Origin of the sequence: Kitasatospora sp. NPDC092286 (assembly GCF_044755565.1) — a bacterium.
Taxonomy (GTDB): Bacteria; Actinomycetota; Actinomycetes; order Streptomycetales; family Streptomycetaceae; genus Kitasatospora.
This window is the reverse complement of record NZ_JBIVRD010000004.1, coordinates 103,636-127,834: the sequence shown is the minus strand read 5'-3', so window position 1 is coordinate 127,834 and position 24,199 is coordinate 103,636. Positions and strand designations below refer to the sequence as shown.

Here is a 24,199-nt window from a genome sequence, read left to right as displayed (position 1 = left end):
GTGGTGCTCCTTGGGGTGTGGGTGCCTGGACGCCCGCGCGGGGCGGGTCACCAACGGGTCGGGGGGCCGGGTGGGCGGAACCGGCCGCCCACCCGGCGGGTGGTCAGCTCCGGCCGCCGCGCCGCCGGCTGGGGGCGATCCGCTCCGGGGCGGGCGCGGCGTTCTGCCGGAGGGCCTCGATCTCGCGGACGACGGCGGCCACCGTCAGGTTCTCGAACAGCTTCTTGACGGCGAGGTCGACCGACAGTTCGTCACGCAGCCGGCTCGCCATCTGGAGAACCAGCAGCGATTCGCCGCCGAGGTCGAAGAAGTTGTCCTCGACGCCGACCTCGTCGAGGCCGAGCACGGCGGCCCAGTGGCGGGTGACCAGCTTCTCCAGCTCGGTGACGGGGGCGACGTAGGCCGTGGCGAGGTCGGGGCGGCGGTTGAACGACCCGCCGGCGGCTGCCGGGGCCGCGCCGGGCGCGTCCTCCTCAGGGGTCCGCTCCGGCGCCGGACCGCCGGGGGCCTGATCGCCGGGGAGCTCGCCGTCCGCGAGGAGTTCCACGGTGGCGCCCAGCGCCCGCAGTTCGGCGAGCCGGGCCGCCGCGAGCCCGTCCGCGACGGCGCCGCCGGGCCGGGTGCCGATGATCAGGCCGTGGTCGGGGGCGGTGGCACGGCCGGGGGCCGGCAGGGCGAGGACGGGGTCGAAGCCCAGCGTGGACAGGAGCCCGGCCCAGCGGTGCGGGGGCAGCAGCGGGGAGTGCTCGCGCAGGTCGTCGTCGAAGTACCACCAGCCCTCGAAGAGGCCGACGGTCATGGTCGCGGCGCGCGGGGTGCCGGTGGCCTCCAGGATGTAGGCCCGGCCGCCGGGGCGCAGCAGCTCCCGCAGATTGCCGACGGTACGGCGCAGGTCCGGGGTGGCGTGCAGGACGTTGAAGGCGAGCACCGCGTCGAAGCCGCCGAGCTCGGCCGCGGCGGCGCCCTTGTCGATGTCCAGCACGCCGAAGGTCAGGAAGTCCAGGCCCCGGTCGGCGGCCTCCTTCTGGGCCGCCACCACGAAGGAGCGGCCGAGGTCGGTGAAGTGGTACTCCACCGGCCCGGCCCCGCGCAGCGCCTCGACCACCGGCCAGGTCAGATAGCCCTGGCCGCCGCCGACCTCGACGATCCGCAGCGGGCGGCCGGCGGCCTCCCGGACCGTCCTGGCCATCTCCTCGGCGACCAGCTCGCGGTAGACCGCGACGTCGCCGTGGGCGAGCACCCGCTCGGCGCCCGAGCTGGAGCGGTCGCCGCTGCCGTCGGGGCGCAGGACCTCGGTGCCGGAGCGGGTGCCGCCGAGGACGGCGTCGTACGCGGCCACGCAGTCCCGGAGCAGCTCCAGCTCGCCGGCCAGGTCGGGGTGGCGGGCGGTCAGCGACCGCCCGGTCTCCGCGACGAGGCCCGCGAGGACGTCGTCGCCGCCCGGGCCCGCCGTGGCCGGGCCGGTGAGGGCCACCAGACCCTCGGTGAACCGGAGGGTGTCGGTGTCCGGGTCGAAGTCCGCGACCCCGTCGGCGACCAGCCCGTCGAGCAGGGCGTGCACGAGCTTGCGGTAGGCGGGGACGGCGCCGAGGCGGGCCACCACCTCGGCCCGGGTGCGGGTCTCGCCCGGGCCGCCGGCGAGGCCGTGACGGCGCAGGTGGATGAGGGTGTGCAGGGTGCAGAGCCGGTTGAGCCCGGCCGTCCGCTCCTCCTCGCCCGCCGGGGCCGGCGGGGCGGCCGCGCGCAGCCGTTCCTCCGCCTCGGCGAGCCGGGCGGCGGCGTCCTGGCCGGGCGCGGGCACGGGCTCGGCGGCGGGGGCGGCGGGCGCGGACACGGACACGGGCGCGCCGGTGATCACCAGGTGCCCGCGGGTGCGGGCGGCGAGCGCCCGGGTGGTGGGGTAGTTGTCGTCGCGCAGGCCCTCGGGCAGGACGTACACGGTCCGCCCGGCGGCGGCCGGGGCGGCGGCGGGCGGCGCGTCGATCCAGTGGCGGCGGCGCTGGAACGGGTAGCCGGGCAGCGGCACCTTGCGCGGCAGCGGGCCGGCCGCGTCCGTGCTGTCCGTGCTGTCCGTCCAGCGGATCGGGGCGCCGTGCGTCCACAGCTCGCCGAGCGCGCCCAGCAGGACGTCCCGGTCGTCCAGTTCGGCCTGGGCGTGACGCATCGCGGCGACGGTCGTGACGGACTCGCCGAGCCCGAGCCGGGCGAAGCGGGAGAGCGAACGGCCGGGACCGACCTCGACCAGGGCGGTGCGGCCCTTGGCCGCCAGTTCGGCGTGGAGCACCGCCACGCCGTCGGCGAAACGCACGGTCTCGCGGAACTGGCGCAGCCAGTAGTCGTGGCTGGTGGCCTGTTCGTCGGTGATCCAGGTGCCGGTCGGCCCGGCGCAGAACGGGATGCCCGGCGCCGCCAGCTCGACCCGCCGCAGCGCGGCCGCGTAGGCGTCCAGGACGGGGTCGAGCAGGGTGCTGTGCGGCGCGGTGGGCAGCGGTACCCGGCGGTGCTCGACGCCGAGGCCGCTCAGGTGGCGTTCCAGCCGCTCGACGGCGTCGGCGGGCCCGGAGACCGCGCACACCTCGGGCGCGTTGACGGTGGCGAGGCCGAGCCCGGCACCGGCCGGGCCGGAGAGCAGCTCGCGGACGGCCGGTTCGGCGAGCGCGACGCTGAGGGTGCGGCCGCCGGCCAGCCCGAGCAGCCGCTCCCGCTCGCTGACCAGCGGCAGGGCGTCCTCCAGCGTCATCACCCCGGCCAGGCAGGCCGCGGTGTACTCGCCCAGCGAGTGGCCGATCAGGGCGTCCGGCCGGGCACCGCGGGCGATCAGCAGCCGGGCCAGCGCGTACTCGGTGGCGACCAGCGCCGGGAAGGACCACGCGCCCCGGCCTTCGGCGCCCTCGTACAGCACGGCGCGCAGGTCCTGGCCGAGGACCGGCTCCAGGACGGCCGCGGCCCGGTCGATCTCGGCCCGGTAGCGGGGCTCGGAGGTGTACAGCCCCCGGCCCATCCCGGGGTGCTGCGCCCCGCCGCCGGGCAGCAGGTACGCCAGCCGCAGGCGTCCGGAGCCGTCGGTGCCGGGGTCGGGGCGGGCGAGCCGCTCGGCGGCCTCGCCGAGGGTGCGGGCGACGACGGCCCTGCGGTACGGGAGGTCCCGGCGGCCCTCGGCCAGGGTGCGGGCCACCGCGTCGGGGGCCAGCCCGGGGTGGGCGGCGAGGTGTCCGGCGAGCAGCCCGGAGAGTTCCTGGAGCGCGGCCGGGGTGCGGGCGGAGACCGGCAAAACGACGGAGCGGGCGGAGACCGGCAGGACGACGGAGCCGTCACCGGCCGGCGGGACGGCCGTCCGGTCGGCGGCCGGCGGGGCCTCCTCCAGGATGACGTGGGCGTTGGTGCCGCCGATGCCGAGGGAGCTGACGGCCGCCCGCCGGGGGCCGTGCTCCGGCGCCGGCCAGGGCGCGGTCGCGGTGTTGACGTAGAACGGGCCGTGCGCGAAGTCGATGGCGGGGTTGGGCCGTTCGAAGTGGAGGCTGGCGGGCAGCGTGCGGTGGCGGAGGGCGAGCACCGTCTTGATGAGTCCGGCGATCCCGGCGGCGGCGTCCAGGTGGCCGAGGTTGGTCTTCACCGAGCCGAGCGCGCAGTAGCGCTCGCGGGCGGTGCTCTCGCGGAACGCCTCGGTCAGCGCGGCGACCTCGATCGGGTCGCCGAGCGCGGTGCCGGTGCCGTGCGCCTCGATGTAGCCGATCGAGTCGCCGTCCACGCCGGCCGCCGCCTGCGCGGCCAGGATCACCTCGGCCTGGCCCTGCGGGCTGGGTGCGGTGAAGCCCACCTTGCGGCGGCCGTCGTTGTTGATCGCCGAGCCCTTGATGACGGCCCAGATGTGGTCGCCCGCGGCCAGCGCGTCCGCCAGCCGCTTGAGGACCACCACGCCGACCCCGTTGCCGGGCGACATCCCGGCCCCGGCGGCGTCGAAGGCCCGGCAGCGGCCGTCCGGGGAGAGCGGCCCGTCGGGGGTGTGCCGGTAGCCGCGCAGCGCCAGCGGGTCGAGCGAGGCGCCGCCCGCCAGGGCCGTGTCGCAGGAGTGGTTGAGCAGGTCCTGGCAGGCCAGGTGGACGGCGACCAGCGAGGTGGAGCAGGCGGTCTGCACCGAGACGGCGGGCCCGGTCAGGTTGAGCTCGTACGCCACCCGGGTGGCGAAGGCGCCGGCGTCGTTGCCGAGGCCCGCCGAGAACCAGTCCAGCGAGAGCGCCCGGCCCGCCAGCCGGGGCTGGACGTTGGCCAGGAAGTACTTGCTCTGGCTGGCGCCCGCGTACAGGCCGGTGAGGCCGTCGGAGCGCTCGGGCTGGTGGCCGGCCTGTTCGAGGGCGTGGTAGCAGCATTCGAGGAAGAGCCGGTGCTGCGGGTCCATCACCTCGGCCTCGGTGGGCCGGCAGTGGAAGAACTCCGCGTCGAACAGCTCGATCCCGTCGACGACCGACGCCCGGCGGACGAGGTACGGGTCGTCCAGTCCGGCCGGGTCGCCGCCCGCCGCGAGGTACTCTGCCTCGCCGACGTCCCGGATCGACTCGTGGCCGGCCACCAGGTTCGCCCAGAAGCGGTCGAGGTCTGGGGCGTCGGGGAAGCGGCCGGCCATGCCGACGACCGCGATGTCCGCGCCGGTCCCGTCGTCCATCCCGTCGTCCGCGCCGACGCCCGCCCCCTCGTACGGCCCGTGCTCGGCTGCCGCGCTGGTCTCAGTCATCCTGGGAGGTGTCCTTTCGGGAGGGGCCGGCCGGGCGGCGGCCGCGGTTCTGGCGCTGGGCGCGGCCGCGTTCGGCGCGGGCGGCGCGTTCCCGGGCGGCGGTGAGCCGGTCGGGCGTGCCGTGGTCGGCGGAGCCGGATGCCGGGGCGGTGTCCGGGGCGGTCGGTGCGGTGCGGCCCAGGTGGGCGGCCTGCGCGGCGACCGTGGTGTGGGTGAACAGGTCGACGATCGGCACCGGCCGGCCGGTCAGTTCGGCCAGCGCGCCCTGCAGTCCGACCAGCAGCAGGGAGTGCCCGCCGAGGTCGAAGAAGTTCTCGTCGCTGCCGGGCGTCCCGCCGAGGCCGAGGAGGGTCGTCCACAGCTCCGCGATCCGCCGCTCCAGCCCGTCGCGCGGCGCGGTGCGGCCGGTGCCCGCGGGGCGGGCGAGCGGGCGCCGGGCCAGCTCGGCGCGGTCGGTCTTGCCGCTGGGTGTCAGCGGCAGTTCCGCGACGACGACCAGGGCGGCCGGCACCAGGTGGTCCGGCAGCGTCCCGGCCAGCTCCCGGCGGAGCGCGGCGGGGTCGATCGCGGTCCCGGGCGCGGCGGGCACCAGGTAGCCGACGAGCTGCTTGCCGCCGGGGCCCTGGTGGGCGACGACGGCGCTGCGGGCGACCTCCGGCCGGGCGTCCAGGACGGCCTCGATCTCGCCCGGCTCGATCCGGAAGCCCCGGATCTTGACCTGCTCGTCGGCCCGGGTGAGGAACTCCAGCTGGCCGTCGGCGCGTCGGCGCACCAGGTCGCCGGTGCGGTACATCCGGGTGCCGGGCGGGCCGTAGGGGTCGGCGACGAAGCGTTCTGCGGTGAGCCCCGGGCGGCCCAGGTAGCCGCGGGCCAGCCCGGGACCGGCGAGGTACAGCTCACCGGGGACGCCGGCCGGGACGGGCCGCAGGGCCGCGTCCAGGACCCGGGCCCGGGTGCCACGCACCGGCCGGCCGATCGGCGGCGCGCCGGCCGGGCCGTCGGCGGGCGCGGCGAGCGGCAGGCTGAGGGTGGCGCAGACGGTGGACTCGGTCGGGCCGTACGCGTTGACCATGACCCGGCCGGGTGCCCACCGGGCGACCAGCTCGGGCGGGCAGGCCTCGCCGCCGACGGCCAGGGTGGTGCCGGCCGGCAGGGCGTCCGGCGGCAGGGCGGCCAGCGCGGACGGGGGCAGGATGAGGTGGCTGATCCGCTCGGTGCGCAGCAGGTCGGCCAGGCCGGGGCCGGGCAGCAGCCGGGTGCGCTCGGCCAGGACGAGGCAGCCGCCGTTCAGCAGGGCCGCGCAGACGTCCCAGAAGGCGGCGTCGAAGCTGTGCGAGGCGAACTGCAGGACGCGGGCGTGCTCGTCGCTGCCGAAGCGCTCGCGCAGGGTGGTGGTGAAGTCGGCGATGCCGCGGTGGGTGACCAGCACGCCCTTGGGCCGGCCGGTGGAGCCGGAGGTGTAGATCAGGTAGGCCGGGTGGTCGGGCCGGAGCGGGGCGGTGCGCTCGGCGTCGGTGAGGTCGGTGTCGGCGAGCGCGGCCAGCTCGGCCCGGGTGGCGGGCGCGTCGAGCAGCAGCCGCGGCCGGGCGCCCGGGGCGTCGGCGGCGCCGAGGGCGGGGTGGCCGGCCAGCTCGGTGCCGGTGATGACCAGCGCCGGGTCGGCGTCGTCGAGCATGTAGGCGATCCGGTCGGCCGGGTAGTCCGGGTCGACGGGCAGGTAGGCGGCGCCGGTCCGGCCGACCGCGAGCAGGGCGGTGACCAGGCCGGTGGAGCGGGGCAGCAGGAGCGCGACGGTGCGCTCGGGGCCGATGCCCCGGGCGGCCAGCAGCCGGGCGAGCCGGGCGGACCGGGCGTCCAGCTCGCGGTAGTCGAGGTCCTCCGGTTCCGGTCCGGCCCAGCGCAGCGCGGGCCGGTCGGGGGTGCGGCGGGCCTGGGCGGTGAAGAGGGCGGGCAGGGTGTGGACCGGGCCGGCGGGGCCGCCGTCCTCGGCCTCGGCCCGCCGGGTGTGCTCCTCGGCGGAGAGGATGTCGGCCGCGCCGACGGGCCGGTCGGGGTCGGCGGCGACGGCGGTGAGCAGCCGTTCCAGCCTGACGGTCAGCTCCCGGACGGTCGTCTCGTCGAAGAGGTCGGTGCTGTACTCGACGACGCAGTCGAGGCCGGCCGGTGCGGCGCCCGCCGGACCGGAGTCCGGCCCGGCCCCGGCGGTGCGTTCGGCGGTGCGTTCGCGGAAGCCGAAGAACAGGTCGAACTTGGCGGTGCCGCCGTGCACGGTCACCGGGTCGGCGGCGGCACCCGGCAGGCCGGCGGTCGGCCGGGCGTTGTTCTGCAGGACGAGGCCCGCCTGGAACAGCGGGTGGCGGCCGAGCGAGCGGGCCGGGTTGAGCACCTCCACCAGCCGTTCGAAGGGCAGGTCCTGGTGGGCGAAGGCGTCCAGGGCGGTGTCCCTGGCCCGGCGCAGCAGCTCCCGGAAGCCCGGGTCGCCGCTGGTGTCGGTGCGCAGGACGAGCGTGTTGACGAACAGTCCGACCAGGTCGTCGAGGGCCTCGTCGGCGCGGCCGGCGACGGTGGTGCCGAGCGGGATGTCGGTGCCCGCGCCGTGCCGGGTGAGCAGGGCCGCGACGGCGGCCTGGAGCACCATGAACAGGCTGGCCCGGTCCTCCTTGGCCAGCTCGGTCAGGGCCCGGTGGAGCGGGGCGGGCAGGGTGGTGGAGACGAGCGCGCCGCGGTGGCTGGCCACGGCCGGGCGGGGCCGGTCGGCGGGCAGCGCCAGCTCCTCCGGCAGCCCCGACAACGCCCGGCTCCAGTGGGCGAGTTGGCGGGCGGCCGGGCTGTTGGGGTCGTTCTCGTCGCCGAGCACCTCGCGCTGCCAGAGGGTGTAGTCGGCGTACTGGACCGGCAGCGGCGGCCAGTCGGGGGCCCGCCCGTCCAGGCGGGCCCGGTAGGCCGCCGTGAGGTCGCGGTACAGCGGCGCCAGGGACCAGCCGTCGGCGGCGATGTGGTGCAGCACCAGCAGCAGGACGTGCTCGTCGTCGCCGGTGCCGAGCAGCCGGGCCCGCAGCGGCAGGTCCCGGGCGAGGTCGAAGGGGCGGCGGGCCTCCTCGGTCAGGCGCCGGTCGAGGTCGCCCGGTGCCACGGTCTCGGTGGTCAGCGGGTCGGGCAGGGCGGCGTCCGCGGCGAGGACCAGCTGTTCGCCGGCCCCGGCCGGGCAGACGGTGCGCAGGCTCTCGTGCCGGGCGAGGACGTCGTACAGCGCCGCGCGCAGCGCCTCGGTGTCGACGTCGCCGGTCAGCCGCAGGGCGACCGGGATGTGGTACGAGGGGCTGGAGCCGCTGACCCCCTGGAGGAACCAGAGGCGGCGCTGGGCGTGCGAGAGCGGGACGGGCCCGGTCCTGGGCACCGGCCGCAGCGCGGGGGTGCCGCCGGGCCCGCCGGCGGTGCCGGTGACCAGCCGGGCGAGGGCCGCGACGGTGGGGTGTTCGAAGAGCGCGCCGACGGCGAGGTCCACGCCGAAGGCCGTCCGGATCCGGCTGACCAGGCGGGTGGCGAGCAGGGAGTGCCCGCCGAGGTCGAAGAAGCTGTCCTCGACGCCGACCCGGTCGCGCTCCAGGACCTCGCCCCAGATCCGGACCAGGGCGCGTTCGGTGTCGTCGCGGGGGCCGAGCGGCGCGGCGCCGCCGGGGCCGTCCCCGGACGCGGGCTCGTGCCGTCCGACCAGCCGGCGCCACCCGTCGTGGTCGCCGGGCGCGGGCAGTCCGGGCACCGGGAGGACGGCGCAGGACACGGGCGCGCCGTAGCGGTCGGGCAGGGTGAGCCCGTCGGTGTGCGGGGCGGGCGCGCCGGGCTCGGTGACGACGCAGCCGACGAGGCGCTCGGCGGGCCGGGCGGGCCCGTCGGTGTGACTGCCCACCCAGGGGGCCGCCGGGTCGAGGCCGATGAGCAGGTAGGGGTCGTCGTGGGCGAGCGCGACGGCGAGCGACTGGACGCCCTCGCGGCGGCCGAGGACCGCGTAGCCCCGGGCCCGGGTGAAGTCGGTGAGCGCGTAGCCCCGGCTCATGCCGAGGTCCTCCCACATGCTCCAGGCCAGGACGCGGACGTCGGCCCCGGTGCGCGCGGCCTCGGCGCAGAGCGCGTCGGCGCAGGCGCTGGCGGCGGCGTAGGGGGCGAGCCCGCTGCCGCCGAAGTGGCCGTTGACGGAGGAGAAGACCACCAGCGGCAGCCCGGGGCGCTCCTCGGCGAGCCGGCAGAGCACCCGGGTGCCGGCCGCCTTGGCGGCGAAGGCGGCCTGCCAGTCCTCGTCGGTCAGCCCGGTCAGCGGCCGCTGGGTGAGGTCGCCGGCGAGGTGGAGGACGGCGTCGAGCGGGGTGTCCCGGTCCCGTTCGGCGGCGGCGAGCGCGCGGCGCACGGCGGCGGGGTCGGTGACGTCGGCGACGGCGTAGTCGACCTCGCCGAGCGCGGCGAGCCGGCGGTGCGCGGCCAGGGTGCGGCCGAGGGCGGTGCCGGCGGCGATGTGCCGGTCCCGGTCGGCCTCGTCGGGCAGGGCGGTCCGGCCGAGCAGCAGCAGCCGGGCGCCGTAGGCCGTCAGCAGGTGTTCGGCGATCTCGGCGCCGACGCCGCCGAGGCCGCCGGTGAGCGCGTAGTGGCCGCCGGGGCGGAAGAACCGGCCGGCCGGGCGCGGCGCGGGGGCGGGCAGCCGCCGCAGCCGGCGGACCCAGCGGCGGCCGGCCCGCCAGGCGGTCTCGGGCTCGGCGGTGGCGGCGGCCAGCTCGGCCAGGACGTGGCCGGCGGCCACGGCGGTGGCGCCGTCGCCGCCGTCCTCGGCGGGCAGGTCGATCAGGCGGGTGCGCAGCCACGGGAGTTCCTGGCCGAGGCTCTTGACGGTGGCGACGGCGGCGGCCCGGGCCGGGTCCAGCGGTTCGCCGTCGTGGACGCTCTGGGCCCGGCTGGTGACGGTGTACCAGTCCACCCGCCGCTGGTCGCCGGCGGCGGGCGCGGCGGCCAGGGCGGTGGCGAGCCGGGCGGCGGCGCGGGAGCCCGCCGACAGGGCGGCCGGGGTGCCCGGCGCGGCGGTGCCGGCCGGCGGGGGGCCGTAGCCGGTCAGGTGGAGCACGGTGTCGACGCCGGTGAGCGCCTCGGCGGGCAGGTCGGTGCCGTCCCCGGTGCCGAGGCGGACGGTGCGGCCGTCGGCGCGCAGGCGCTCGGCGAGCGCGGCGGCGAGGGCCCCGGCGGGGCCGGGCACGATCAGCACCTCGCCGCGGCCGGGGCCGGCCGGATCCGCGCCGTAGGAGGGGAGTTCGGCGCGCCGCCAGATCCGGCGGAAGAACCGGTCGGGCACCGTGCGCTCGTTGCCGAGCAGCAGGTCGACCCGGGTGAGGTCGGCGTCGAAGGCCCCGGCCTGGAAGTCCTGGGCGAGCCTGGTCCGCTGGATCTTGCCGATCTCGGTCTTGGGGATCCGCCCGGGCTCCACGGGGACGACGTAGGCGGGGGCGATCCCGGCCTGCCGGGTGATCCGGCCGCGCACCCGGCGGACGGTCTCCGCCGGGTCGGCGCCCTCCCGGGGCACCAGGAAGACGGCCAGTTCGTCGCCGGCGCCGCCGGGCCGGGCCGCGTCGCGGCCGCGGACCGCGCAGGCGGCGGTGAACGAGCGCTCCACGCAGTCGAGTTCCTCGACGGCCGCCTCGATCTCGGGGCCCGCGTGGTTGACGCCGTTGACGATGATGACGTCCTTGGCGCGGCCGGTGATGGTCAGCGCCCCCTCCTGGAGGAAGCCGAGGTCGCCGGTCTCGAACCAGCCGTCCTCGGTGAACGCCTCCCGGTTGTGCTCGGGCGCGTCCAGATAGCCCCGCGTCACGGCGGCGCCGCGGACCTGGATCCGGGCGATCCGGCCCTCCGGGACGATGCCCCGGTCGTCGACGATCCGGACGGCGAAGCCCGGGTAGGGGCGTCCGACGCTGACGTACGGGTCCTCGTCGGCCGTGCCGTCCAGGGTGAAGGTGCCCTCGATCTCGCCGGACGAGGTCTCGGACATGCCCCAGGCCGGGCGCATCGCGGTCTTCGGCAGACCGAGCGGGACGAGCAGCCGCAGGAACCGCCGGGCGGTGCGGGCCACCACGGCCTCGCCGCCGTTGAGCACGTAGCGCAGGCAGGAGAGGTCCCAGGAGGCGCGTTCGACCGCCCCGGCGTGCTCGGCGAGCAGGCCGAAGGCGAAGTTCGGCGCCCAGGTGACGGTCGCCCGGTGGCGGTCCACCGCCGCCATCCAGCGCGGCGGTTCGGCCAGCACCCAGCCGGTGGGCGCGTGGATCTGGCGGCAGCCCAGGATGACGTCCCGCAGGTGGAACATCACCACCCCGCCGACGTGGTCCAGCGGCATCCAGTTGAACGAGACGTCCGCGGGCGTCAGCGTGTTGGCGAGCGCGGTGGCGGCGGAGCGGACGAGGACGTTGCGGTGGGTGAGCGGGACGGCCTTCGGCCGGCCGGTGCTGCCGGAGGTGAACAGCAGCAGCACGGTCTCGTCCGGGTCCGGGCGGTGCCAGTCGTGGTCCGGCTCGCGGCGGGACAGCTCGGCGAGGTCCGCCGTGCGGGCGTCCTGCCAGCCGTACTGCCGGGCGGTGTCGAGCAGTCCGTCGGCGCGGGCCGCGTCGGTGAGCACCAGCGGTCCGCCGAGGGCCTGCCAGATGCCGTCCAGGCGGGCGGCGGCGGCCTCGTCGCCGGTGCCGGTGCGCGGCACGGCCAGGGGGACGGCGGTGAGGCCGCCCAGCAGGCAGGCCCAGAGCCCGGTGACGAAGTCCCGGTTGTCGCCGAGCTGGAAGAGCACCCGGTCGCCGGGGCGCAGGCCGAGGCCGCGCAGGCCGGCGAGCACCCGGGAGGCGTCGGCCAGCAGCTCCGGGTAGGACTGCTCGCGCTCGCCGCCGTCCTCGCCGAGGTAGGTGATCCCGCCGCCCGGACCGGCCGCGGCGGCCGCGCGCAGGGCGGAGACCAGGTCGGGGTGGGGCGGTTCGGGGGCCGGGCCGCCGTCGCTCAGGGCGGGCGCGGCGGCGCCCGCCGCCACGCCCTCGTCCGGCGCGGTGCCGTCCGCCGGGGCGGCCGGGCCGGCCGGCTGCGGGGCGTGGACCGGCAGGCCGGTGTGGACCCGCCCGGAGGGTTCGGCGCGGTCGGCCCGCAGCACGGCGGCCTCGCGCAGCCCCGGCAGCTCGCGCAGCCGCCGCTCCCAGCGCGCGGCGAGGTCGTCGTCCAGCACCGGGAGGGCGTCCAGGGCGGCCGGGTCGGGCCGTCCGTCGGCGGTCCTGGGCAGCGCGGTGAGCAGGACGGCGGCGATCGGCGCGGGCAGGCCGGGCAGGGCGGCGCGCAGCCGCCGGGCGACCTGGGCGGTGGTCAGCGGGCCGCTCGCGACGACGTACGCGACCAGGCCGGTGCGGCCGGCCGGGCCGCGCCGGGGGCGCAGCGCGCACTCCCGGACGGCGGGCAGGTCGAGCAGGGCGCGCTCGGCCTCGCCGAGGTCGGTCCAGCGGCCGTCGAGCTCGGCCCAGCCGTCCTCGGGGCCGCGCAGGTCGAGGCGGCCGTCGGGGGTGATCCGGCCGGTCAGTCCGGTGCGGGCGAGGCGGTCGACGCCGGGCAGGGCGGCACCGAGGGTGTTCGGCGGCAGCCAGGGCCCGGCGTCCGGGTCGAGCAGGCCCGGCGCGGCGACGTGCACGGCGCCGTGGACGCCGGTGGGCACCGGCGCGCCGGCGGCGTCGAGCACGACGGTCGGCACCACCGGGGTGTAGGGCGCTCCCCCGCCGCCCGGGGCGCCGTCCTCGCCGGCGGCGGGGTCGGCGAAGGCCACCACCCCGGCGGCGGGCACGGCGAGCAGGCGGCGCAGCGGGACGGCGAAGCGGTCGGCGAACCGCCGGGCCTGGTCGGGCGAGGAGCCGGTGCCGACGCACCAGACGGCGTCCGGCAGGGCGTCGGCCAGGGCGGGGTCGTGGTCGGCGGCGGTCAGCAGCAGGTCGGCGTGGTCGGCGGTGAGGAAGGCCAGGGTGGGGCCGTGGGGGGCGAGTCGGCGGATCCGCTCGCCGGCGGCCCGGGCGGCGTCCGGGCGGTCCGGTCCTTCGCCGTCCGGCGAGGCGGCCGGGGCGGCGTCCGAGGTGGCGGCCGGAACGGCGTCGGGGGCGGCGGGGCCGGGGTCGACGACGATCCGCGCGCCCCGGGTGAGCGGGGCCAGGATCTCCCAGCAGGCGCGTTCGGAGTCGAGCGGGGCGAGCAGGGCCACCGCGTCGGCGTCGCTCAGCCTGGTCCGGCGCAGCAGCGGGCGCAGGGTGCGGCCCAGGGCGGCGTGGGTGAGGACGGCGGTGCCGCGCGGCGGGCGGACCAGCCAGGCCGGGTCCTCGTCGGTGAGGGGCACCGCGGGCGCGGTGGCGTCGGGGTGGGCCCGCCCCTCGGCGAAGGTGACCACGGCCGGGCCGCCGGGCCGGGCGCCCTCGGGGCGTTCGGCGGCGAGCAGGAAGGCCGGGGCGGTGGGCAGGGCGGTGGACAGGGCGCGGTCGGTGCCGGCGAGGACGCCGCCCGCCTTGAGGACGGCGAGGACGGCGGTGACGGCGTCGGTGCCGGCCGGGGCCGCCACGGTGACGCGGTCGCCGGGGGCGAGGCCGCGGTCGAGCAGGCGGTTGGCGAGCCGGTTGGCGGCCCGGTCGAGGTCGCGGTAGGTGAGGCCGGTGTCCGGGCCGACCAGGGCGAGGGCGTCCGGCCGGCGTTCCACCTGGTCGGCGAAGAGGCCCAGCACACCCGGCAGTTCGAGGTCGTCACCGGCGCCGGCGACGCCGGTGACCAGGCGGCCGCGCTCCTGCGGCAGCACGATGTCGAGGCCGCTGAGCGGGGTGTCGGGGGCGGCGGCCGCCGACTCCAGCAGCCGGACCAGGCGGGCCAGCAGGGTGCGCGCGGTGGCGGCGTCGAAGAGGTCGGCGCTGTATTCGAGGTAGGCGTCGAGGCCGTCGGGCGCGCCGTCGGCGGTCCGGCGCTCGACCACCGCGAAGAAGAGGTCGAACTTGGCGGTGCCGGTCTCGACCGGGTCCACCTCGGCGGTGAGTCCGGGCATGCCGGCGCCGAGCCGGGGCGTCTCCTGGACGGCGAAGGCGACCTGGAACAGCGGGTGCCGGGCGCGCGAGCGGACCGGGTTGAGCTCCTCGACCAGGCGGTCGAAGGGCACGTCCTGGTGGGCGAGGGCGGCGAGGTCGCTCTCCCGGACGCGCTGCAGGAGGTCGCGGAAGGCCGGGTCGCCGTGGGTGCCGGTGCGCAGCACCAGGGTGTTGACGAAGAAGCCGACCAGGTCGTCGAGCGCTTCGTCGGAGCGGCCGGTGACCGGGGAGCCGAGCGGCAGGTCGGTGCCGGCGCCGAGCCGGGTCAGCAGGGCGGCGATCCCGGCCTGGAGGGTCATCAGCAGGCTGGCGCGGCCGGCCGCGGCCAGGTCGGTGAGCGCGCGGTGCAGCGGGGCGGGCACCCGGGTGTGCACCCGGCCGCCGGTGCCGCTGCCGGTCGCGGGGCGCGGCCGGTCGGCGGGCAGCGGCAGCTCCTCCGGGATGCCGTCCAGCGCGGTGCGCCAGTAGGCGAGCTGGCGGGCGACCGGGCTGGCCGGGTCGGTCTCGTCGCCGAGTGCGGCGGTGTGCCAGAGGGTGTAGTCGGCGTACTGCACCGGGAGCGGCGTCCAGGCCGGGGCGGTGCCCCGGCTGCGGGCGGTGTAGGCGTGGGCGAGGTCGCGGGCGAGCGGGCCCATCGACCAGCCGTCGCCGGCGATGTGGTGGACGACCAGGACGAGCACGTGGTCGCGGGCGTCCGGTCCGCCGGTGAGCAGTTCGGCGCGGAGCGGCAGGTCGGTGGTGAGGTCGAAGGTGTGCCGGGCGGCCCGCCGGATGTGCTCCTCGCGCTCGCCGCCGGTGGCGACGGTGACGGTCAGCGCGGCGGGGGCCGCGCCGGGCGGCAGCACCACCTGGCGGGGTACGCCCTGGTCGTCGGTGTAGCGGGTGCGCAGGATCTCGTGGCGGTCGGTGACGTCGCCCAGCGCGGCGCGCAGCGCCCCGGTGTCCAGGGTGCCGGTGAGCCGGACCACGAGCGGGATGTCGTAGGTGGGGCTGGGGCCCTCCAGCTGGTTGAGGAACCAGAGCCGCTGCTGGGCGTAGGAGAGCGGGACGTTCTCCGGCCGGGCCGCCGGGACGAGCGGCGGGCGGGCCGGGGCGTCGCCGCGTTCGGCGGCGCGTTCGGCGCCCAGGGCGGCCAGCGCGGCGAGGGTCGGGGCGGCGAACAGGTCGGCGACGGTGAACTCCAGGCCGAGGACGGTGCGCAGGCGCCCGACCAGGCGGGTGGCGAGCAGGGAGTGGCCGCCGAGGGCGAAGAAGTCGTCGTCGCGGCCGATCCGGTCGGTGTCGAGGAGTTCGCTCCAGATCCGGGCCATGTCCTGCTCCGGGCCGGGGGCGGGGGCGCCGCCGGCCTCGGCGGCGCGGGCCTGGCCGGCGAGCAGCTGCCGGTCGATCCGGCCGTCCGGGGTGGCGGGCAGGGCGTCCAGGGTCTCCAGCGCGCAGCCGACGGGGGTGCCGAAGCGGTCGTCGGGGGCGGCGGGCGGCTCGGCCGGGGCGCCGGCCCGGTAGCCCGCGAGTTCCTGGAGCGGGCGGGCGGGGGCGGCGAGGTGGCTGCGGACCCAGGGGGCCGACGGGTCGAGGCCGACCAGGACGTGCGGGTGGCCGTGGCGCAGCGCGGCGGCCAGCGAGCGGACGCCGTCGCGGCGGCTGAGCAGGCGGAAGCCGCGGGCGCGAGTGAGCGCCTTGAGGGCGTAGCCGCGGCTGACGCCGAGGTCGTCCCACATGCTCCAGGCGACGCTGTGGGCGCGCAGTCCGAGCGCGCGCTGGTGGACGGCGAGGGCGTCGAGGTAGGCGTTGGCGGCCGAGTAGGCGGCGGCGAGGGCGCCGCCGAAGTAGCCGTTGACGGAGGAGAAGGAGACGAAGAGGGTGCCGGGCCGGTCGCGCAGTTCCTCGGTGAGGACGGCGGCGCCGGTGGCCTTGGCGGCCATGGCGCGTTCCCACTGGTCCGCGGTGGTGGCGGTGAGCGGGTGTTCGGCGAAGTGGCCGGCGAGGTGGAGCACGCCGGCGAGTTCGCCGTACTCGGCGCGGGCCTCGGCGAGGGCGTGCCGCACGGCCTCGGGGTCGGTGACGTCGGCGGTGCGGTGGCGGACGTCGCCGAGCGCCTGGAGTTCGCGCAGCGCGGCGGCCTGTTCGGGGCGGGTGGCGGCGGGGTGGCGGCCGATCAGGGTGAGCCGGACGCGGTAGCGGGTGAGCAGGTGGCGGGCGGTCTCGGTGCCGACGCCACCGAGGCCGCCGGTGATCAGGTAGTGGCCGCCCTCCTCGAAGACCGGTCCGGCGGCGGGGTCCTCCTCGGGCGCGGGCAGCGGGGCGAGGCTGCTGGTCCAGCGGCCGTCGGGGCGCAGGGCGACGTCGGGGTCGGCGGGCGGGGTGGTGATCTCCTGGTGGAGCCGGCGGGCGGTCAGGTCCGGCTCCTCCCCGTCGGGGCCGAGGTCGGTCCAGCGGCCGTCGAGCCAGGGCAGTTCCTGGACGGCGCTGCGCAGGACGGCGACGGCGGCGGCGCGTTCGGGGCGGACCGGCTCGCCGGGGTGGACGGCGTGGCTGTGCCGGGCGGCGACTTCGAGGGTGACGGTGTGTCCGGGGCCGTCCGGGGTGTCGGCCGGCGGGGGTGTGAGCGCCTCGATCAGCCGGGTCAGCGGGGTGGTGGCGGCCAGCGGGTCGGCGGGTGCCCGGTCGGCCGGGCCGGGGTCGGCGAGCAGCCGCAGGTCGACGATCCGGGCGGCGGCGCGCCCGCGGAGGGCGTCCGGGCCGGTGACGGCCTCGGCCGGGGAACCGTCGGCGGTGAGCAGGGCGGCCAGCGCGGTGCCGACGGCGTGCGAGCGGTCGCCGGCCCCGCCGGTGAGGACGAGGGTCGGAGCGGGGTGCGCGGTGGCGGCGTGGACGGGCCGGGTGCGCTGCCAGACCGGCCGGTGGAACCAGTCGGGCAGGGTGCGTTCGGTGCCGAGCAGCAGGTCGGTGCGGCGGATGACCTCGGTGAACTCGCCGGCCTCCAGGCGCTTGCGGAGCAGGGTCCGCTGGATCTTGCCGATCTCGGTCTTGGGGATGTCGGCGGGGGCGACGGGCAGGACGAACGCCGGGGCGGCGCCGGTCTGCCGGGTGACCCGGCCGGCGATCTCGGTGAGCAGGGCGCGCTCGTCGGTGCCGGGCGCGGGGCAGCAGAACACCGCGATCTCGTCGGTGGTGGCGGTGGCGGAGGTGCGGACGGCGACGGCGGCGGTGCAGGCGCGCAGGACGCCCGCGCTCTCCTCGACGGCGTCCTCGATCTCGTGGCTGGGGTGGTTGACGCCGTTGACGATGATGACGTCCTTGGCCCGGCCGGTGAGGTAGAGCTCGCCGTCGCGCAGCAGGGCGAGGTCGCCGGTGCGGAACCAGCCGTCGGCGGTGAAGGACTCGGCGTTCTTCTCGGGGTTCTCGTGGTAGCCGGGGGTCACGGAGGGGCCGCGCACCTGGAGGTGGCCGACGCGCTCCTCGGGGACGATCCGGTCGTGGTCGTCGACGACGCGCATCGCGAAGCCCGGGTAGGGCCTGCCGCAGCTCACATAGGTGTCGTCGGAGCCGGGCCCGGTGGGGGTGTAGGAGGTGTCGGTGACGACGGAGCTGGTCTCGGACATGCCCCAGCCGGGGTGCATCACCGTCTGGTCCAGGCCGTACGGCTCCAGCTGGCGCAGCCACTGGCGGACGACCCGGGGGACGACGACCTCGCCGGCGTTCATCACGAGCTTGAGCGCGGAGAGGTCCCAGCCGCGGCCGGGTTCGGCCGCGACCCGCTCGCTGACCAGGCCGAAGGCGAAGTTGGGCGCCCAGGTGACGGTGGCCCGCCAGTGGTGCAGGGCGTCGAGCCAGCGCAGTGGCTCCTCGGTGATCCAGCCGGTGGGGGCGTGGATCTGGCGGCAGCCGAGGACGACGTCGCGGATGTGGAACATCACCACGCCGGTGACGTGGTCGAGCGGGATCCAGTTGAAGGTGGTCTCGTCCGGGCCGAGGGCGTTGAGCCGGGCGGTGGCCGCCGAGCGGTTGAGCACCATGCCGTGGGTGACGGTGACCCGCTTGGGCAGGCCGGTGCTGCCGGAGGTGAGGAGCAGCAGCGCGGTGTCGTCGGGGCCGGCCTGGTGCCAGTCGGTGGCGGGCTCGCCGGTGCGCAGCTCGTCGGCGACCAGTACGTCGAGGTCGGTCCAGCCCTGGTCGGCGGCGCGGGCGCGCAGGGCGGCGCCGGCGGCGGTACCGGCCGCGATGCGGGGCCGGCCGAGCGCCTCCCAGATCCGTTCGATCTTGTCGCGCAGCGGTGAGGCGTCCCGGTAGGAGGCGGGGGCGCCCATCGGCAGGACGGTGACGCCGCCGGCGACGCAGGCCCAGAAGACCGGCAGGAAGTCCTGGTTGTCCTCGAACTGGAAGATCACCGTCTCGCCGGGGCGCACGCCCCTGGCCCGCAGGCCGCCGAGGATGCGGGCGGCCTCGGCGGCGAGTTCGGCGTAGCTCTGCCGCCGGTGGGTGCCGTCGGCGCGCAGGTGGACGATCTCGCCGGTGCCCTCGGCGGCGGCGCGCAGGGCGGCCGCGAGGTGCGGGAAGGGCAGCGGGGGCGGGGGCGGGCCCTCGCTGAGCGCGGGGACGGCGCCGGCCGGGTCGGGGCCGGTGTCGAGCAGCGCGGACGGCTCCTCGGGGGCGGTGCCCGCGCCGGCCGTGCCGGGGAGTCCGCCGAGGTGGAGCAGGCCGGGGGCGGGGGGTGTGGTGTCGCGGACGACGGCGGCGGCGGCCTCGGTGCCGGGGGTCCGGGCGAGGTCGCGTTCCCAGGCGGCGGCGAGCGCGTCGTCGAGCACGGGCAGGCGGTGCAGCGCCTCGGTGTCCAGGGCGCCGTCGGCCGTCCGGGGCAGGGCGGAGAGCAGCACGGTGAGCAGCGGTCCGGCGGCGGCGGGCAGGTCGCGGCGGACGGCGGCGGCGAGCCGGCGGCGGTCGACGGGGCCGTCGGGCACCACGTACGCGACGGCCCCGGGGGCCCCGGCGGTGGAGCGGCGGACGGTGACGACCGCGTCCCGGACGCCGTCCTGGGCGAGCAGGGTCCGTTCGCAGGCCGGGGCGCAGCCGGCCCACTCGGCGTCCTCGTCGGGGTCGGTCAGGGGCAGCGCGGAGAGCGGGGTGTGCGGGGCTGCGGCGGCCTCGGCGAGCAGGCGGCGCAGCCGGGCGGCGAGCCGCTCGACGGTGCGGCGGTCGAAGAGTTCGGTGCTGAACTCGATGGTGCCGTCGACCCCTTGGGCCCGGTGGCCGTCGGCGGGGCGCTCGGCGAAGTCGAGCATGAGGTCGAAGCGGGCGGTGCCGATGCCGCCCGGGTCGAGGCGGACCCTGGTGCCGGCGATCTCCAGTTCGGTGTCGTCGGCGCCGTCGGCGTTCTGGAGCGCCAGCATCACCTGGAAGAGGGGGTGGCGGCCGATCGCGCGGGCGGGGTTGAGGTGCTCGACGACGCGGTCGAAGGGCACCCCGGCGTGGGCGTGGGCGGTGAGGTCGGCGTCGCGGACCCGGTCGAGCAGGTCACCGAACGCGGGGTCGCCGGCGGTGTCGGTGCGCAGCACCAGGGTGTTGACGAAGTAGCCGACGAGGTCTTCCAGGGCCGGGTCGTCGCGCCCGGCGGTGGGGGTGCCGACGGGGATGTCGGTGCCGGCGCCGCCGCGGGTGAGGGTGGCCGCCCAGGCGGCCTGGAGCACCATGAAGAGGGTGGCCCGGTGGGCGCGGGCGAGGTCGGTGAGGCGCTGGTGGAGGCCGGCGTCCAGGTGGAGGGTGACGGTGTCGCCGGCGTGGCCGGGGGTGCGCGGGCGGGGCCGGTCGTAGGGCAGCGGGAGTTCGTCCGGCAGGGCGGCCAGGGTGTCGTGCCAGTAGGCGAGCTGGCGGGCGGCGGGGCTGTCCGGGTCGGTCTCGTCGCCGAGCAGGCCGTGCTGCCAGAGCGCGTAGTCGGCGTACTGGACGGGCAGCGGCGGCCAGTCGGGGGCCCGGCCCTCGGCGCGGGCGTCGTAGGCGCGGGCCAGGTCGCGGCCGAGCGGGCCGAGGGACCAGCCGTCGGCGGCGATGTGGTGGACCACCAGGACGAGCAGGGCGGTGCCGTCGTCGGTGCGCCGCAGCAGGTGGGCGCGGAGCGGGGGTTCGGTGGCCAGGTCGAAGCCGTGCCGGACGGCGGCGCGGCGCAGCTGCGCCAGCTCCGCGGCGTCGGCGGCGTCGGCGGTGGCCAGGTCGGGCCGGGCGGCCGGGTGGCCGGCGGGCAGGACCAGCTGGTGCGGGACGCCGTCCTGGTCGGGGTGGAGGGTGCGCAGCACCTCGTGCCGGGCGGTGAGGTCGGCGAGCGCGGCGCGCAGCGCGTCCTCGTCGGTTCCGGCGGGCAGCGGGAGGGTCAGCGGGATGTTGTAGGTGGGGCTGGGACCTTCGAGCCGGCCGAGGAACCAGAGGCCGGCCTGGCCGGGGGTGAGCGGGACGCGGTCGGGACGCTCGGCGGGCCGGAGCGGGGGCCGGGCGGGACCGTCCTGGGCCGGTCCGGCCGCGGCGAGGCGGGCGGCGAGCCCGGCCGGGGTCGGGTCGGCGAACAGGGCGGCCATCGGCAGTTCGGCGCCGGTCTCGCCGCGCAGCCTGGTGACCAGGCGGGTGGCGAGCAGGGAGTGGCCGCCGAGGTCGAAGAAGCCGTCGTCGGCGCCGACGGTGCCCCGGGGCAGCCGCAGGACGTCCTCGTAGAGGCGGCAGAGCAGGGCCTCGGCCTCGGTGGCCGGGGCGCGGCCGCCGGCGGTGGCGGCGTAGTCGGGGGCGGGCAGTGCCGCGGTGTCGAGCTTGCCGTTGTGGGTCAGCGGCAGGGTGTCGAGCAGGACGCAGGCGCTGGGCACCATGTGCTCGGGCAGCAGGGCGGCGAGGTGGGCGCGCAGCCGCCCGGGGTCGGGGTTCGTCCCGGGCCGGGGCACGGCGTAGCCGACCAGGACGCGGTCGCCCTCGCCCTGCTCGCGGGCGACGACGGCGGCCCGGGCCACGTCGGGGTGGCCGGCCAGCGCGGCCTCGATCTCGCCGGGTTCGATCCGGAAGCCGCGGATCTTGACCTGCTGGTCGGCCCGGCCCTGGTAGGCGAGGGTGCCGTCGGGCAGGCGGCGGGCGAGGTCGCCGGTGCGGTACATCCGGGTGCCGGGCGGGCCGTACGGGTCGGCGACGAAGCGCTCCGCAGTGAGGTCGGGGCGGCCGAGGTAGCCCTGGGCGAGGCCGGGTCCTGCCACGTACATCTCGCCGGTGCGGCCGGGCGGGACGGGCTGGAGGGCGTGGTCCAGGACGTGGACCCGCAGGTCGGGCAGCGGCGCGCCGATGGCGCCGCGCTCACCGGGCCCGTCCAGGCGGTGGTGGGTGACGTGCACGGTCGTCTCGGTGATGCCGTACATGTTGACGAGGGCGGGGGCCCGGTCGCCGTGCCGCTCGGTCCACGGCAGGAGGTGGGTGGGTTCCAGTGCCTCGCCGCCGAAGACGACGTGGCGCAGCGCGAGCGGTCCGGCGCCGGGCGGCTCGTCGCGTTCGGCCTGGACGAGCTGCTGGAAGGCGGAGGGGGTCTGGTTGAGGACGGTGACGCCCTCGGCGCGCAGCAGGCGCAGGAACTCCGCGGGTGAGCGGGTGGTGGTGCGCGGGACGACGACCAGCCGGCCGCCGTGCAGCAGCGGGCCCCACAGCTCCCACACCGAGAAGTCGAAGGCGTAGGAGTGGAAGAGCGTCCAGACGTCGTCGGGGCCGAAGCCGAAGTGCTCCGCCGAGGTGGTGAACAGCCGGACGACGTTGGCGTGCGGGACGACGACGCCCTTGGGCCGGCCGGTGGAGCCGGAGGTGTGGATGACGTAGGCCGGGTCGGCCGGGGTGAGCGGCGCGGGCCGGTCGGCGTCGGTGAGGTCGGCGGGCGACTGCGCGGCGAGCGCGGCCTCGGTGCCGGCCTCGCCGAGGACGACGGTGGTGGCGGCGGTGACCGGCAGCCGGTCGGCCACCTCGGCCCGGGTGACCAGCAGCCGGGGTGCGGCGTCGGCGGTGACGGCGAGGATCCGCTCGGCCGGGTAGTCGGGGTCGAGCGGCAGGTAGGCGGCCCCGCTCTTGAGGACGGCGAGCACGGCGACGACGAGGTCGCCGGTGCGGGGCAGGGCGAGGGCCACGGTGCTGCCGGGTCCGGCACCGTGGGCGACGAGCAGCCGGGCCAGCCGGTTGGCCCGCTCCCCCAGCGCCCGGTAGCTGAGCTCGGTGTCCTCGGCGGTGACGGCGACGGCGTCGGGGGTGCGGGCGGCCTGGGCGTCGAAGCGGGCGGGCAGGGTGGCGTCGGGGGCCGCGGGCGTATCGGTGGTCGCGCCGGCGGGCGCGGGCCGCTCGGCCGGGTGCAGCAGGGTGGTGCGGGCCAGCGGCAGGTCGGCGCCGGCGTCGGCGAGCTGGTCGAGCAGGAGCAGTAACCGGTCCTGGTGGTCGGCGAGTTCGTCGTCGGTGTAGAGCGCCGGGTTGGCGTCGAAGGAGAGCCAGAGCCCGGTGTCGTCGGCGCCGGGGCGGACGTTGATCTGGAGGTCCTCGACCGCGCCGCCGGTCAGGTGGTGCCAGGTGGTGGGGTGTCCGGCGAAGCCCACCTCGTTGGCGAACGGGATGAGGTTGACGACGGGCCCGTACAGGCGCCGGGCGCCGTCGCCCAGCAGCCGCAGGTCGCGGCGGAGGTCCTCGCCCCGGTACAGCTGGTGGCGCCGGACGGCGTCCAGTTCCTCGCCGGCGGCGCGCAGCAGGCCGCCGACGGTGGTCCCGGCGGGCAGGGTGAGGCGCAGCGGCAGGATGTTGGAGGCGGTGCCGGGGGTGCGCAGGGCCGCCGAGCCGACCCGGCTCATGGTGGGCAGGCCGAGGAGGACGTCCTGGGCGCCGGTGGCGCGGTGCAGGTAACCGGCGACGGCGCCGAGCAGCAGGGCGGTGCGGGTGACGCCGAACCGGGCGGCGGCGGCGTCCAGCCGGGCGGTGGCCGCCGCGTCGAGGACGGTCTCGCGGCGGCGGAACGGCGCGGCGGGGGGCGCGGTGTGCGGGGTGAGGCCCACGGCGGCGGGGGCGTCGGCCAGCCGCGCCGTCCAGTGGGCGCGGTCGCGCGCGAAGGCCGGGGACTCCCGGTAGGCCCGCTCCTCGGCGGTCAGCCGGTCCAGCGGCAGGAACGGTCCCGGCTCCGGTTCGCGGCCGTCGGCGAGCGCGGTGTAGACCTCGGCGAGGCGGCGGCCGACGAGCTTGAATCCGTAGCCGTCGAGCAGGATGTGATGGGCGCGCAGGAACCAGAACCAGCGGTCGGGCGCGGCCTTCAGCAGGGCGTGGGTGAACAGCGGGCCGTCGACGAGGTCGACGGGGGTGGCCAGGTCGGCGGCGGTCCAGGCGTCGACGGCGGCGCCCGGGTCGGGTTCGGCGGCGAGGTCGACGTGGTGCAGGGGCCACGGGGCGTCGGGGTCGAGGGTGGCGCGCGGGCCGTCGGCCGTCTCCGCGAGGCGCAGCTGGAAGGTCTGTGCCTCGGCGACCGTGTACCGCAGCGCGGTCTCGAAGAGCCGCGGGTCCACCGGTCCGTGGATCTCCACGGACTCGCCGGTGTTGAACGCGGCGCTTCCGGGGTCGATCCGCTGCGCGAACCAGATGCCCCTCTGCGCACCCGACAGCGGGTGACCGGCGTCCTCGTGGCCAGACATGGCACCAACCCTCAATAGGTGTGAGTGGAATTTCCGCCTGAATACCCCCCGGCGCCCCGGGGCGGGCCGGAGCAGGACGGGTCGTTCATATTTCACGTAATCCACGGGCGCCGACGGGAGAGCGCGACGGCCCGGCTTCGGCGCCGACCCGAGTTTCACTCTGCATGAGGAGAACTCGACGAGTCAAGCGATCCATTTCACTGGCCGATAAAGGTCACGCGGAAATGCCGGACGGCCGCCCCCGCGCCGCCCGGCCTGACGTTACCCCCAGGTGAGCCCGGTGTAACACCCAGGCTGAGCTGATGACATAACACCGAGCGATCATGGTGTCACCTACCGGAGTTCGGCCACCGGAAGGCCTGGAAACAAGCCAATCTCCACTGATCGGTTCCCACCCATGCCGGATCGGCCTTGAATGCGGTCATCGATGACGATTCACTCATCGCGGTTCCGCTTGGTGTTTAGGACCGGCTCGGGGGCGCCATTCCGGCACACCCCGGCAATCCTTGTGACCTTATCCATCCCATTCCTGGAACGGCACATGAACGCCCGTGTCCGCACGGTGGTCCGGGGCCCCTCCCGAACACGTCGGCCGACCAGGACGGAAACAGTGAAAGGCGATCCGCATGGACCGCACCGCGCGGCCCCACGCGCACCTCACCCCACCGGCCCCGACGCCCGCCGTCCCGGGCGCACCCGAC

Annotated in this window: 2 protein-coding genes; both read right to left on the bottom strand. The window is 77.5% G+C overall.

Annotated features, from left to right (window positions below):
- Positions 1-103 precede the first annotated feature (103 nt).
- Positions 104-4,729 carry a beta-ketoacyl synthase N-terminal-like domain-containing protein gene (locus tag ACIQIB_RS06290; RefSeq protein WP_400756980.1) on the bottom strand — a complete coding sequence of 1,542 codons (4,626 nt, stop codon included), beginning with the start codon at positions 4,727-4,729 and terminating at the stop codon, positions 104-106.
- Positions 4,722-23,498, bottom strand: a complete 18,777-nt coding sequence (locus tag ACIQIB_RS06285) for an amino acid adenylation domain-containing protein (RefSeq protein ID WP_400756978.1) — start codon at positions 23,496-23,498, stop codon at positions 4,722-4,724. Before ACIQIB_RS06285 ends, ACIQIB_RS06290 begins: the two co-directional genes overlap by 8 nt.
- Positions 23,499-24,199: the final 701 nt, after the last annotated feature.

Excerpts from the sequence above, each read along its gene's own strand:
- ACIQIB_RS06290 (WP_400756980.1), bottom strand. The coding sequence starts at position 4,729 with ATGACTGAGACCAGCGCGGCAGCCGAGCACGGGCCGTACGAGGGGGCG.
- ACIQIB_RS06285 (WP_400756978.1), bottom strand. The coding sequence starts at position 23,498 with ATGTCTGGCCACGAGGACGCCGGTCACCCGCTGTCGGGTGCGCAGAGG.